This is a genomic window from Deltaproteobacteria bacterium (genome assembly GCA_016210045.1).
Classification (GTDB): Bacteria; UBA10199; UBA10199.
The window spans coordinates 287,054-299,721 of the sequence record JACQUX010000038.1 but is presented as its reverse complement, the minus strand read 5'-3'; the positions used below and the strand labels follow the sequence as shown (position 1 = coordinate 299,721).

The window sequence follows — 12,668 nt, the reverse complement described above, 5'->3', positions numbered from 1 at the left end:
CTCCATCTATTGGAATCAAACCCAAACCTAACGCTAGCAGACGTTGCTAAAGAAATTGGCAGATCACTGCGTGCCATCGAACTTGCCAGTTCAAAACTCGTCAAAGAGGGTCGGTTAAAATACGTCGGCCCACAAAAGGGTGGGTATTGGGAAGTGATTAAGAAAGATGGGGAGTGAAACAGGGAACTGAACAAATTTACATGATCACTGAGGCTGCGACGCCGGATTTCAAAGCTTTAACAGGACATGATCGGATGCCGAGGTTGATGGATGGTAAAAATTAAAAAATAGATGAGTCATATGGCTAGTGCTAAAAAAATAAATCTAAATGAGGAACAGTTAAGTTCATTGATCTTAACACTGTTAGACGTGCCTGCTCCTCTGACATCAACAGAGCCCTTTGGGCCAACAGGTCCCGCCTTCGGCGGACGTGACCGCTATGCGGACCCGTCTTACCGGGTAACCAAGGCTTAGGCCGCCAGCTTGGGGATGAAAAGCAGCCCTGGTGTTTGCTGAATCTTGGTTCTAACGTCGTCCACGGTGGCCCGCAGAAACAACAGCGGCCCTTTGGGGCCGTTGTTGTTTCGACCGAATCAATTCTCACATTTCGCTAGCAACCTTTTTGGCGCATCGCCGATAACGGGGGTGACACGGCGAAAGGAGACACACATGGCTCGCGTAGTTGCCCCCGCCGCCCGGCGAAACCTGCCCGTTTTAGCTCGCGCCACCGCTGGCGCGACGGGGCTGGGACGTCCGCACGAAGTGCTCACACAGATCGCACCGAAGCTCCCGGACACGTTTTTCGATCATGAAAACTTTCCACCGCGTAGCCTCGGCATGGCTGTGGGACACGGTGCAGCGACCGTCGCGACGACCATGGCACGCGGCGTCGCCCACTCGCTCCCCGTGGTAGTACCCTCGGCGATCGGCTATTTCGGGTTCGGCATGGATCTCAGTGAACAGTTCCGCTACCTTCTCGTCAGCGGCCTCTTGGCACTCATTCCACCGGGTGTTGGTTTCATAGCACTCATTCCGGTCATCGTACTTGGAGGAATCGGGTACGCGCTGCGCAAGAAATGCCTCGACGCATTGCCTGATTCCACGACCTATTCCGAGAGCGATGCCATCCGTAATCTTGCCCGCCAACTGCGAGGCTTGCGCAAGCCGTGGAGCAATGCCCAAAACAGTTGGGCGCGTGGGGAACACGAAGAGACGGCCCAGCATCTGCTACGCGGCATGAGAATATTGCTCGATAAACGCCAATTCGCTCTCGCCGAGGTGTGGGGCGATCTGGCGGGCGTGGCACTGCTGGCCGGAGGATTCACGGTCAATGCCGGTCAGCATTTTTCCGGCATGGCGGAGGCCTTCGACGTGGCCGGTGCCCCCAAGGCCGCGGCCCGATCGCGGCTGTATGCGGCCTATAGCACGAGTCGCTGGGACGGCGTCGAAACGGACGGGCTGCAACGCCAGCGCACCATTGCAAGCGGTCTCGAGATTTCAGACGAGAGCTTGCGCGCTTATTGGGATGCAGTGCTCCCGGTATTGGGATTTCCAAATCTCGCGCAGAGCCCAATGCGGGCGCTGATCGGGAACCCTCCCAGCGTGGCGCTACAAAGTGGATCACTGCGCTTTCCTGAATAAAATGACGGAGCAATTCATGCGTGCGCAACGCAATAATAGCTGAACGGAAAACCGCTTGCTCGACTGCGCCGGTCGGAGCACACTGGGCGGCATGCGCATCCTCTTTGTTTGTGAATACAATGCCTGTCGCAGTCAGATGGGTGAAGGGCTGGCCCGCGCGCTCTGGCCGGCGCAGTATCAGATCGAGAGTGCGGGACTCCATGACGGCCGCCTCAACGCCCTCACGGTGGAGGTGATGCGTGAAATCGGCATCGATATCACGCCGCAATATTCCAAGCGCCTCGACCAGCTGACCAATCCGCATTTCGATTGGATGCTCGTGTTGGCCGAACCGGCGCTGGTCGCGGCACAGCGCTTGGCCCCGCGGAATATGCAACTCTGGAGCTACCCCGACCCGGTGCGGGAACCGGGCGACGCGCTCACGCTGAAGGCGCACCTCCGTTCGGTGCGCGACGACCTCCGCACGCGCATCATCCAATTCGGCGAGACATTGGCGCGTCAAGCGCTACGGGAACATCAGTAACCGACGACAGCGCAGTCCCAAAGAACACATGCTGGCTCAACCGGAGCACGTCGTTGCCATGGCATAAGACACGGCCGTCACGCCCGAGGCACCGTGCAACAAAATTCGACACCCCGCACGCCGACGTTTTCGGCCCAGATGCGGCCGTGGTGCAGCGCAATGATCCGGTGACAGATCACGAGGCCGAGCCCGACGCCCATTTCTACGTCGCGGCGTGTGGCTTGCGCAAATTTATTGAAGAGGTGCGGAAAGTATTCGTCCGGGATCGGTGGGCCATCGTTGTAGACATTGATTTGAATGCGGCGCCGCGCCGTGGCGTCGAGCGTGAGGCGCAAGCGGCCGTCGGCGGATACATGTTTAATCGCGTTCGATAACAAATTGCGCAAGACTTGGCGGATCCGGAATCCATCGACGCACGCCGTGGTGTCCGCCCCTTGCACGACGATCTCCACCACGGACTTCTGTTGTTCCAACAGAAAAGCCATCTCGCCACAGGCTCGCCGGATGAGATCCTCCATGGAGACGCGTTCGCGCTGGAGCGTCAGCTGTCCGGCCTCGATTTTGTTCAGATCGAGCAGTTCAGTCACCAGTTCCCGCATCACACGTGCCTGCCGCGCGATCGTGCGAAACAGGGCCTCCCGATCCGGGGCGCTCTTGCCTTGGATTGGGGTCACGAGCAGTTGCGTCGCGACGTCGATCACGGTCAGCGGTGCCCGGATATCGTGCGCGGCCATATGAAGGAACTCTTCCATCAAGGATTGCTGCGCCAACACGTGACGCACTTGAATCGCCCCTAAGTAGCCGAACATCGCGTAGGTCAGCGCCGGTGGAACGGTGAGATACAGCAACAACGCCCGTTCTTGGAGCCACAAATGCTGGGTCCACCCCCAGAGGGTATATTGGGTCAGGTGCGGGATATAAGAATAGGCGATATAGCCGAACGGAATGATCAGCCCGATTAGCGCGGTTTGTACCGGCCATGTGGCTAAGTGCCTCCCCATCGTCCGCCACGGCATGGGAACCTCGAATAATGCCCCACCTGCGTCGTTGCCCGGCCCGCCGCGATCCTCACGTACAACCAAGTACGCTCCGGTCGCGGCGGGCCGGGCGCCTAGCATCTGGGGCATTCTTCAAGGTCCCCAACAACTTGAATCGCAAAAGATGCTTAGATGAATATAGTAAGCTCATTCCGGAGGGGCGACAAGGTTTAAGCGGGGAGCTTCGCGATTTGGGCGCGCAGCTGGTCATCAGTGACTTTGGGGATGGCTAAACTCACGTCCGGACGTAGTACGAACGGGTCACCCAAGACCTCCCAACCGACGCGCCCTTGGTAGAGCGCGGTAAAGTCCGTGTTGGGGAAAACGGATCGAATGAGACCGGCATAATGCGGTAAGAACGGCTGGAGCAGCGCCCCAATGCCGATCAAATAGAGCAGACATGACGCCAAGACCGGCCGGGCATCGGGCGGGTTGTGTTTGATGAGCTTCCACGGAGCGGCATCGTTACAGAATTTATTCGCCTGCTCGCCAAGTCGCAGGATTTCTCCCAACGCGCGCCGCAATTCGAATTGGTCGATGAGTGTTCGCACGGCCGCGCTCGTTTGGCGCAGTTGTTCGAAAATACGCTCTCCGTCCGCTCGCGGGATATCGCTGCCGGTTATTTCCCCGACACCCGGCTTGGCCACCAGACTCAACACCCGATGGGCATAGTTCGCGAGGTTGTTGATCAACTCGCCGTTCACCTTCGCGCCAAAATGTTCCCAGGTAAAATCGGAGTCGCTATGTTCCGGAATGAGATTGATGAGGTGATAGCGGAGACGATCTTCGCCGAATTGTTGCAACGCGTCCATCGCATCGACGTACCATCCGGCCGACTTCGAGAATTGACGGCCGGCAAACTGGACGAACATATTGGCGGGCACGTTGGCGGGCAGCACCGCCTCCCCTTTCGCCAACAACATCGCGGGCCAGACGATAGTATGGAAAATAATATTGTCCTTGCCGATGAAGTGAATCATCCGCGCGTCCGGTTGCCAAAAGCGCCGCCAGTCTGCAGGCGCGCCACGGAGTGCGCAACATTCCATCAGCATGGAGAGATAGCCGATCGGGGCCTCGAACCAGACGTAGAGTTTCTTGCCACTCGCCTCTTCGCCGGGGACCGGCACCCCCCACGCCAAGTCGCGCGTGACGGCACGTTGCGGGAGGCCGTTGTCGATCAACGAGACAGCGTAGCTGCGAATTTCTTCTTTCCAATCGGGGCGCGAGGCCAACCATTCGCGCAGCTGCGGCGCAAAGCGCGGTAAATCGAGCGCCCATTCGGTATTGCCGCGCACGCCGATATCGCGCCCTTTACACGTCTGGCAATACGGCGCCTGCAAATCGGCGAACGACAGCCATTTGCCACACTGCGGGCATTCATCGCCACGCGCCGCCGTGTAGCCGCAGAAGCGGCAGGTGCCGCCCAAGTAGCGATCAGGAACAAACCGTTGGCAGTGATTGCAATAGGGCTGCTCCGTCTGTTGCTGGACTAACGCGCCATTGTCGCGCAGCGCGACGAAAAATTCCTGGGCCACCCGGGCATGGCGCGGCGCGGACGTGCGCCCGTAGTACGTGCATTGAATGTTGTACGCTGCGAACAGCGCTTGGTGCCGCGCGTGGTGGGCATCGACATACGTCTGATAGGGTTGGCCGGCTGCTTCGGCGCCGAGCATGATCGCCACGCCGTGTTCGTCGGAGCCACAAATGAAGACGACGTCGCGATCCAGCAACACACAATGGCGATGATAGATGTCGGCGGGGATATAGACGCCGGCCAAGTGGCCGAAATGGAGCGGCCCGTTGGCATACGGCAACGCGGCAGTAATGAAATACGGCGTGGACATAGCGAGCGCGTCTTACGGGATCGATCCGGGAAGCGCAACGAAAACTCACAGCGAAAACCCGGTTGTCGCGCCCCGTCAATCATGCTACCCACCGCGCCATGGCGATATCGCAACTATGCCGAATCCTGTTGGGATGCGCGCTCGTAACGACGTGGAGCACGGCCCACGCGCTGACACCGCCGTTGGAAGAAGCGGAGCTGCGGCACGCGGCCACCGTGGTGGCGGAGGGCGAAGTCGGCGGACCGTTGCAGTGCTTAGGCGAGATCGACACGACGGCCTGCGGTCCGAAGTTCAAATATATGGCCCCCTTTACGATCAGGAAAATCCTGCACGGCAAGGCGATCCGCACCACCGGCACGATCTATTTCTATCACGTGTTTTATAAAGACGGGTGCACCGGCGACCAAGACGCGACCCACTATCCGGGAGAGCGCGGGGTCTATTATTTGCGGCAAGTAGAAGGCGGCGGCTGGCACCAAGTCCATTGGAGCGGTGTCACGGTCACGCATGAAGGGCATGGCACGCTCCCAGCCTGCCCGCATTGAGGAGAAGATCAATGGCCGATGAACAACTAGTCGCGCTAATGCACGATGAAAAGCACGCCGAGTTCAATGAGTACGCACGGAAGATTGCCGAGCAGAATATGCGGATGGACTTAAGCCACGCCAAACTGCGCGCGTGCGACTTGCGCAAATTCGACTTGCGCGGCGCCGACCTGACCGGCGCGTACTTGCGGTTAACGGATTTGCGGGGACTCGACCTCTCCACCACACTGCTCGATGGGGCCAGCATTGGGGAGGCGAAGATCAGCGGCGTGCTCTTTCCGCCCGATCTGCCCGCCACGGAAATCCAGTTGAGCCATTTGCACGGCACGCGGATGCGCGCCACGCGTTAAACCGGCGGAAGACCCCGCGCCCGCTTCAATGCCTGCACGGCCTCGCGAAACGACAGCGGCACCGGTACGGCACGCATCGTGGTGTAGTCAAACCACGCCTGGACCGTCTCCCCTTCCGCCAACACAACGCCATCGGCGACGCGCTGCAAACGATAGCCCAACGTAAAGCTCGAATTTCCGAACCGGGTCACGCCGAGCGCAATATCGATCTCGTCGTTTAACAGCGCCGACACGCGAAAATCGCAGCGAGCATGCACCAGGATGAATGGGATCGATTCGCGACGCGACTCCGGCCGCATCCCGATCGCCAACAGATAGCCGACCCGCGCCTGCTCCATGAAGGTAAAGTAGCGCGCGTTATTCAGATGTGCGTGCAAATCGCAGTCGGCATAGCGGACACGTTCCCGATAGGTACATTCGTAGTCGCAGGCCATGGCGCCCTGTAGCAATGCACGGCCGCAAACGCAACGCTCGTTGCCTCTCTCGTTACATTTCGAGTTGACGGCGCGGCTACCGACAGCATACGGATACGCCCGATGTCCACGGCAACGCTTGGGAAGACCGGAATCAGCATCTCTTCACTCGGCTTCGGAGCCATGTGGCTCTCGATCGACGGGCGTCCGCCGTCGGAACAGGCCACGGCCGTGCTGCAGCGTGCCGTGCAACGCGGCGCCACGTTCATCGACACCGCCGATTCATACTGCATCGATGAAGCGGATAAACATCATAACGAACGTTTGATTGCCGCTGCACTCAGTCACTCGCAAGGCGCGGCACCACGCATCGTTGCAACCAAGGGCGGCCTCATCCGTCCGGAGGGGCGCTGGGAAGTCAACGGCGATCCACGCCACTTGACCGCGGCGATTCGGCACAGCTTCGAGGCACTGGGCGGCGAACGCCCGATTGCGTTATGGCAGTGGCACGCGCCCGATCCACGGTACCCAATCGAGGAATCGCTGTTGCCGGTCCGACAAGCCGTGAAGGAGGGACTCATTCAACACGTCGGGCTTTCGAACGTCTCCGTCGAACAGATCAAAGAGGCGCGCGACATGCTCGACATCGTGTCGGTGCAGAATCGGTATAGCTTGTGGCATCGACAGCCGGAACGCGATGGCGTGCTGGCCTATTGCGAACGGGTCGGACTCACTTTTTTTGCGTACAGTCCGTTAGGCGGCAGACTGGGCGCGAAGGCGCTGGCCGGACACGGACTCGCCGTTGAACTGGCACAACATTACGGCGTCACGCCGCAACGGATTGCGCTGGCGTGGTTGCACACCAAGTCGCGCTGTATCGTGCCGATTCCCGGCACGACCCGCGTCGAGGCGGCTGATCAGCTCTTTACTCAATTAAATCTGCGCCTCACGCCGGACGAAGCCCGCGCACTCGAAGCCGCTCCGCTGCCGCCGAGCGCCTAATGCGCGGATGACCACTGCAATTCCTGCAACACGGCGATTTGCTCTTTGATGGCCAGCAGGAACTCCTCCCAATAGCGGCGTTGCTCGTAGTACGGGAAGGCCCGTTGAAACGCGGGCTCGTGATATCGTTGGCCGATCCACGCAGCGTGGCGGATCATCCGCAGCGTGCGGAGCGGCTCGGCGAGCCGGAGACTCGCGCGGTCGAACGGACGGAACAGCTCATAGCCGGTGAAGAAGGCCTCTTGTTGCGCGGCGCGTTCGGTCGCATCGCCGCTGAACAGCATCCAGACGTCTTGGACCGGCGCCGCCACGACCATGTCGTCGAAGTCGACCAAGTGCGGCCCGTCGTGATTCCACAACACGTTGCCATGATGACAATCGCCATGCAGCGGAATCGCCGCGAGGTCGTCGGGGAAGTGTGGGGTCACGAAATCCAGCGCCTGTTGTAAGAGTGTAGCAATCGCGGCTCGCAAGTCCTCCGGGAGAAACGGCTGGCGCAAGATGAAGTCGAGACTGGCCGTGCCGTATGTCTGCGGATTGAGGCGCAAACGATGCGGCGCAGTAAAGTGCGCTCCGATATTATGGAGCCGACCGAGCAACCGCCCCAACCAGCGCCGATCGTCGTTGGTCAGTTCGTCGCGTTCCTTGCCGCGAAACTTGGGATAGACCGTGTAATAGAGATTGTCCCACTGCCCGATCGTGGCGCAGTCCCCCAGATGGACGGGCAACGGCAACGGGAGCACGACGGGGACCTCGGCCGCGGCCAGGGTCTGGAGAAAGCGGTGTTCGTCGCGGATTGTGTCGAGACTCCAGCGTTCCGGACGATAGAATTTCACGACCAACGGTTCCGCGTCGTCGATCCCGATCTGGTAGACGCGATTCTCGTAGCTGTTGAGCGGCATCAGCACCCCGGTCGGGCGCCAACCCTGCGCGCTCACGGCGTCGAGGACCATCTCCGGTAAGAGATTCCCGAAATGGAAATCTGTCATAGCAAGACCTCGATCAATTTCCGCCGCCCCGTGGCTCCGTGCACTAGCGACACCGCCGACGGCCGCACGTTGAAATGCGCGGCCACGAGCGCAAGCAAGCGCTCGTTCGCCTTGCCGTCGGTCGGCGGGGCGTGCACCGCCACGCGATAACTCCCGTCGGGCAGCCGCTCCACCCGCTCCTGCCGCGCGTTCGGCTTGACGATAACCGTGATGCGCATCGGGCTGTGCCCCTAACAAGTTTGTCCCGAAAAGGACAGAGCGGACTATTACAGCACCTATCCTCTCATCGGCACTTCTCAAGGTCTCCGGTGACGTCCCCGTAACCGGCCTGTATGGAGAAGACAACGCCACCGGGGACCAGCCACTAGCGGGTGGGGACGCCATGCGCAGGGCGGTCGGAATTCGGTGCTACGACGGGAAAAACCGGGCATGCGCGGAGTTGTTGTTTTTTGATTGGCGCGGGGGTGTTTGTTTTTTGGCTGCATTGTTCGTCTGCGGCCTCTCCATCCAACACGTCGATATGCAATGTGCGGGGGACCGGTCCCATCACGTAAGCGGTGAATCCGCAGGCGTCGGTGCAGCCAACGTGTCGGGGGATTTTCTTTTTGCCGCGCTGTTCAGCAATGCGATAGGGCCAGGCTGCCAGTTCGACATCGGTGAGTGAATCCGTCAGGCGGAAATATCGTCCGTAGTTATCCGAAAGGTCTCCGACCATTTGTTGCACATAATATTTGGCGTGTCGGCACGGTCGCGTGATTCGCTGCACGCGGCCTCGATCGTCGGTCGTGCCTAAGAGCACTTCATCACATTGCGTGGCTTGGCAGTGTCGGAACGTTTTGACGTCGTGCGGCTGGCGCGCGGATCGTTCCTGGCAATAGCTCAGGAGACGATACGTGGTCTGAGCCTGCGGTTGCGGTGTCACCGGATCGCGCAAGATCGGACGCGGCGCCGCGATGGCAACGGGGGCAGTCTGCAGTAGCAGCAAGAGGCAGCCGAGGGCGTATGGGTTCCGCAGTGACACGTTGGCGGATATAGCGAACCAGACGGCACTCCTGCAATATGAAGTTCATGGCATCTCCGCATTGAGAGGTCTCCGTTGACGTTCCCGTGACCGGCCTGCTAGAGACACGCACGCACCTCGGGGCTGAGGAAGCGAATGCTGCGCCAGCTCGCATTCGCAACATCGCTACCGCGGACCATGCCTCCGCTGACGCTTCGGCGTCCTTGCTCCCATCGTCTAGAGGCCTAGGACGGAGCCCTCTCAAGGCTCAAACACGGGTTCGAATCCCGTTGGGAGCGCAGCGAGCAACGGACTGAGAACCCGTAGGGTTCGGCTGGCAGAGCTGTTGATGCCACGGCCCGGCCGGCGCCGACCGCAGGTTGGCGGCCGGGCCGTCTCCTTCCCAGCCACGAGCGGCGCCGAGCCGCTCGTAATCCCGTTGGGAGCGCACAAATTTTGCGCCAGTAATATTTGCCCGATACACGATATACGGGGTTTCATATGTTCGATTTTGAAAATCTGGACATTTACAAATCACGAACAGACGATCGCTTGAATTCTTTCTTCCACCAGCGCCCGAATCTTCGGGTCCAAATGCCGGACCTTTTTGAGGCGTGAAAATAATATTGTCGGCTTCACTAATTTTCGTCTCGACAATGCCTTACAGAAGGCAACATCCTTAGGTCGGTTGGCAATGGCCTTGGAAATCCATAAGTCATGAGGCTCCAAACAGAGCGCCGTAACCCCATTCATGGTCGGCGTACAATACGGGATGAGACGCTTTTTCCAACCTGCGGGTAAGATGGCGGTTTTGACACTGACGCCCTGGGCATAATATCCAAAAGTTTCCTGAAACATCGACAACTCACCTATAGAGCCATCAATCAAATCCGCCTTCATGCTATCTTCATCCTCAAAATCCGCAATGTCGGTCTCAATGGAACGTTGTGCCTCCGGAATCGTACCATCATAAGAGGCATGAATTGCTTGGCTGCCGATGACCAAGACTTTAGTGGCACCCAAAATGGCACTTGCCGCGCGAATCGTATGCTCAAATTGATCTCGCTTCATGCGGTTTTCTCCCTCCGAAACTTTTTCAAAATGCGCATGCGTTCTCGCGCATTCAACACACCTGCAAAGGGCGTCACCTGTCTCATGTCTCGCGCCATCACACCAGCATCGAGCATTCTGGCAATCAGTTCATCAATGGGCAGATCGAGCCACGCTTGCCACTGGTTAAGGAGTTGCGCGGCGTGGGGATGGTCTTTGCGCTGATGCGCCAACAGCCGTCTCGCGCGCTGAATGACCGTTCGGGGGTCTTGTCTCAATGCCTTTGCGATGGCGTGGTGATAGGCAAGACTTCGGTGATCCTCTCGGGTCAACTTTGAGACGTAATTGACAACAAGCTCAAGCCCCAATGATGCAGCCAACCGCTGCAAGGTAGACATCGACGGTGATTTCTCTCCCGATTCATACATGGCAATTGTGGGTTGAGAAGTCCCTGCCTTTCGGGCCAACTCCTGCTGGGTCAGCCCAGCACAGGCCCGCAATGTGTAAACCGGATTCATACATCTTAATATATCTGATCAGATATATTAGTCAATCGCTGCAACATGACCGCCTGCGCACGGGATGCGGCATGGGCCATCTACCTTTATCGAAAGAGAACGTGGTTCGTGAGATGTGAAGAGTTGATCACACCCACTTGGATACACGCCGGCACACTGGCCGCCTTCCTCTCCCACACCAGCGGCGAACGCGGTTGCGCTTCGGATGTAGTAATCCGCACGTTGGCAATACTGTCAGGGACCAGAATGGCGTTCGCTCTCTATTCTGGATCACAGTATCTACGAACTGACCCGACAACTGGGCCGCGTAGATGATCCTTTTTGTGGCAACACTCGATTTATTCAGTCGGCCTTGTGGCTGCTTGACGCTATGGAGACAGGCCCGCCGGACCAGATGTCCAAGGTCACGGCCTGCGCGCCGGTATTTGATACACTCGATCCAACATTTGCCCAGATCCTCAACCCACCTATATATCAACTGACCGCGCGAAGAGATCACTCGGGGCACCGAACGTGGCACTTTCCACCTCACGTCATAGATTTTACGGACACACCGGAGGTGAGACAAAGCTCGGACGGTTTCTTGCCCACGGCGTGTCAAATCAATGTCGATCTAAAAAATGGGGGACGGATCGGAGTCTCCATCGTACACGAAATGCGCAGTATGCGAGGGCCTCCTATTGGATTTAGCGGCTCGTTTTATTTCAGTGCCCCTGTAGGGCAACCTCCATCCTTCCTTTGCGGGTGGGGCGTGTTTGCGAAACTCCTTCCACCGTTTGCCGACCTCATGGGGGGGGCCACTGACTCCGCATCTCCGGACGCCAGATAATTAACCCGCGCCCTGTGCGCGCTACGGGTCACGCGATGCAGTCCCCAAAGGCCGAGGGTGTAAAAGGTACAGGCGGTCAGCGCGGCGGAGAGGACGGCGAACAGTTGACCGTGTTGCAGCGCGGGGATCCAGAGGGCGAAGCCGGCAATGAAGAGCGCGATCGCGATGACGCCGAGACTGCCGGAGGTGGCAGCTTGGGCGGAGAATTCGGCGGATTGGCGGATGCCCATGATGCCGAGGCTGATCGAGAAAATCCCGGGGAAGACGGCCAAGACCGCAGCGAGAACAGTGTCGAGGCGGGCGGCGACTTGCAACAGTCCCATGATCAAGACACCGCTCGCAAAACGGAGCAGACATTCTGCGGGTGTGCACGGGAGGCGGCGCGACGTGGTGACGGGGCGGGGTGAACGGCGACGCAGACCGACCACCAATAGGAGGCCGAGCAGTGCATCGATGGCGAAGAGATAGTGGCCGAGTGGAAGCCAGCGGCGCGCGGCCAGCACCAGCGCGAGGTACAGGATAAAGAACACGACTTGTGCGCCACATACCCGCACGCCGTTCGACAGCCCGCGACTCCACGCCACAGCGACGGCGTACGCCGGGATCGCGACGAGCGAGGCCAGCACGGAATAATTGCCTGCTAAGATGATCGGGGAGACAAGTTGCCGGTCGCTCACGGTACACAGCAGATAGACGATGCCGAAGAGCGAGGTCACGGGAATGGTCGCCAAGAAACCGCCGACCCGCGCACCACAGCGGTCGGCGAGACAGGTCACGGCCACGACCGTGAGACCGACGGCGAGTGGCATAAGCCATGCGTTAAGCGCCAATTCCATACGCGACACGCTGTAATCGGGATCACCAGCTGCGACTATGACCGCGGTCACCGAAATGCATCCGAGTGGGGACAGGTACCTTGCGATACCT

14 protein-coding genes and 1 tRNA gene are annotated in these 12,668 nt (G+C 59.2%); 6 read left to right on the top strand and 9 right to left on the bottom strand.

All coding sequences use genetic code 11. The features are described 5' to 3' along the window. The first annotated feature begins 669 nt into the window (after positions 1–669). Positions 670–1,641, top strand: coding sequence for a hypothetical protein (locus HY696_11860; protein MBI4239092.1), 972 nt, complete (start codon positions 670–672; stop codon positions 1,639–1,641). 91 nt (positions 1,642–1,732) lie between these two features. Next, positions 1,733–2,164, top strand: coding sequence for an arsenate reductase ArsC (locus HY696_11855; protein ID MBI4239091.1), 432 nt, complete (start codon positions 1,733–1,735; stop codon positions 2,162–2,164). A 77-nt stretch (positions 2,165–2,241) separates the two neighbouring features. Here the strand turns inward: HY696_11855 and HY696_11850 are convergent, their stop codons facing one another. After that, on the bottom strand, positions 2,242–3,282 hold the full coding sequence (locus HY696_11850) for a HAMP domain-containing histidine kinase (GenBank protein ID MBI4239090.1): 1,041 nt from the start codon (positions 3,280–3,282) through the stop codon (positions 2,242–2,244). A gap of 89 nt (positions 3,283–3,371) precedes the next feature. Next, positions 3,372–5,045, bottom strand: a complete 1,674-nt coding sequence (gene metG, locus HY696_11845) for a methionine--tRNA ligase (GenBank protein MBI4239089.1) — start codon at positions 5,043–5,045, stop codon at positions 3,372–3,374. Between the two features lie 98 nt (positions 5,046–5,143). Between metG and HY696_11840 the strand changes: the two genes are divergently transcribed. Continuing rightward, positions 5,144–5,590, top strand: a complete 447-nt coding sequence (locus HY696_11840) for a hypothetical protein (GenBank protein ID MBI4239088.1) — start codon at positions 5,144–5,146, stop codon at positions 5,588–5,590. An 11-nt stretch (positions 5,591–5,601) separates the two neighbouring features. Next, on the top strand, positions 5,602–5,940 hold the full coding sequence (locus HY696_11835; protein ID MBI4239087.1) for a pentapeptide repeat-containing protein: 339 nt from the start codon (positions 5,602–5,604) through the stop codon (positions 5,938–5,940). On the opposite strand, the gene HY696_11830 is transcribed toward HY696_11835, so the two are convergent. Further along, on the bottom strand, positions 5,937–6,374 hold the full coding sequence (locus HY696_11830) for an acyl-CoA thioesterase (protein ID MBI4239086.1): 438 nt from the start codon (positions 6,372–6,374) through the stop codon (positions 5,937–5,939). The two genes, HY696_11835 and HY696_11830, sit on opposite strands and share 4 nt — an antisense overlap. 102 nt (positions 6,375–6,476) lie before the next feature. Between HY696_11830 and HY696_11825 the strand changes: the two genes are divergently transcribed. Then, positions 6,477–7,355 carry an aldo/keto reductase gene (locus HY696_11825; protein ID MBI4239085.1) on the top strand — a complete coding sequence of 293 codons (879 nt, stop codon included), beginning with the start codon at positions 6,477–6,479 and terminating at the stop codon, positions 7,353–7,355. Here HY696_11825 and HY696_11820 read toward each other — a convergent pair. The 3 genes from HY696_11820 to HY696_11810 form a co-directional block, all read right to left on the bottom strand. Then, positions 7,352–8,344, bottom strand: coding sequence for a serine/threonine protein kinase (locus HY696_11820; protein MBI4239084.1), 993 nt, complete (start codon positions 8,342–8,344; stop codon positions 7,352–7,354). The genes HY696_11825 and HY696_11820 overlap by 4 nt on opposite strands. Further along, a complete protein-coding gene (locus HY696_11815) occupies positions 8,341–8,562 on the bottom strand; it encodes a DUF167 domain-containing protein (GenBank protein MBI4239083.1) in 222 nt (73 codons plus the stop codon). Before HY696_11815 ends, HY696_11820 begins: the two co-directional genes overlap by 4 nt. Before the next feature lie 146 nt (positions 8,563–8,708). Next, a complete protein-coding gene (locus HY696_11810; protein ID MBI4239082.1) occupies positions 8,709–9,365 on the bottom strand; it encodes a hypothetical protein in 657 nt (218 codons plus the stop codon). Between the two features lie 205 nt (positions 9,366–9,570). Here HY696_11810 and HY696_11805 point away from each other — a divergent pair. After that, positions 9,571–9,643, top strand: a tRNA-Glu gene (locus tag HY696_11805). Positions 9,644–9,878: 235 nt separating this feature from the next. On the opposite strand, the gene HY696_11800 is transcribed toward HY696_11805, so the two are convergent. The 3 genes from HY696_11800 to HY696_11790 form a co-directional block, all read right to left on the bottom strand. Continuing rightward, positions 9,879–10,415 carry a hypothetical protein gene (locus HY696_11800; protein MBI4239081.1) on the bottom strand — a complete coding sequence of 179 codons (537 nt, stop codon included), beginning with the start codon at positions 10,413–10,415 and terminating at the stop codon, positions 9,879–9,881. Beyond that, complete coding sequence (locus tag HY696_11795) at positions 10,412–10,912, bottom strand: helix-turn-helix transcriptional regulator (protein MBI4239080.1); 501 nt, start codon at positions 10,910–10,912, stop codon at positions 10,412–10,414. The genes HY696_11800 and HY696_11795 overlap by 4 nt, the downstream gene beginning before the upstream one ends. Positions 10,913–11,611: 699 nt before the next feature. Further along, positions 11,612–12,577: a hypothetical protein gene (locus HY696_11790; protein ID MBI4239079.1), complete on the bottom strand. Its 966-nt coding sequence runs from the start codon at positions 12,575–12,577 to the stop codon at positions 11,612–11,614. Positions 12,578–12,668 lie beyond the last annotated feature (91 nt).

What these genes read in the sequence shown, in the direction of transcription:
- HY696_11860 (MBI4239092.1), top strand. Translation starts at nt 670, where the DNA reads ATGGCTCGCGTAGTTGCCCCCGCCGCCCGGCGAAACCTGCCCGTTTTA.
- HY696_11855 (MBI4239091.1), top strand. Translation starts at nt 1,733, where the DNA reads ATGCGCATCCTCTTTGTTTGTGAATACAATGCCTGTCGCAGTCAGATG.
- HY696_11850 (MBI4239090.1), bottom strand. Translation starts at nt 3,282, where the DNA reads ATGCTAGGCGCCCGGCCCGCCGCGACCGGAGCGTACTTGGTTGTACGT.
- metG (MBI4239089.1), bottom strand. Translation starts at nt 5,045, where the DNA reads ATGTCCACGCCGTATTTCATTACTGCCGCGTTGCCGTATGCCAACGGG.
- HY696_11840 (MBI4239088.1), top strand. Translation starts at nt 5,144, where the DNA reads ATGGCGATATCGCAACTATGCCGAATCCTGTTGGGATGCGCGCTCGTA.
- HY696_11835 (MBI4239087.1), top strand. Translation starts at nt 5,602, where the DNA reads ATGGCCGATGAACAACTAGTCGCGCTAATGCACGATGAAAAGCACGCC.
- HY696_11830 (MBI4239086.1), bottom strand. Translation starts at nt 6,374, where the DNA reads ATGGCCTGCGACTACGAATGTACCTATCGGGAACGTGTCCGCTATGCC.
- HY696_11825 (MBI4239085.1), top strand. Translation starts at nt 6,477, where the DNA reads ATGTCCACGGCAACGCTTGGGAAGACCGGAATCAGCATCTCTTCACTC.
- HY696_11820 (MBI4239084.1), bottom strand. Translation starts at nt 8,344, where the DNA reads ATGACAGATTTCCATTTCGGGAATCTCTTACCGGAGATGGTCCTCGAC.
- HY696_11815 (MBI4239083.1), bottom strand. Translation starts at nt 8,562, where the DNA reads ATGCGCATCACGGTTATCGTCAAGCCGAACGCGCGGCAGGAGCGGGTG.
- HY696_11800 (MBI4239081.1), bottom strand. Translation starts at nt 10,415, where the DNA reads ATGAAGCGAGATCAATTTGAGCATACGATTCGCGCGGCAAGTGCCATT.
- HY696_11795 (MBI4239080.1), bottom strand. Translation starts at nt 10,912, where the DNA reads ATGAATCCGGTTTACACATTGCGGGCCTGTGCTGGGCTGACCCAGCAG.
- HY696_11790 (MBI4239079.1), bottom strand. Translation starts at nt 12,577, where the DNA reads ATGGAATTGGCGCTTAACGCATGGCTTATGCCACTCGCCGTCGGTCTC.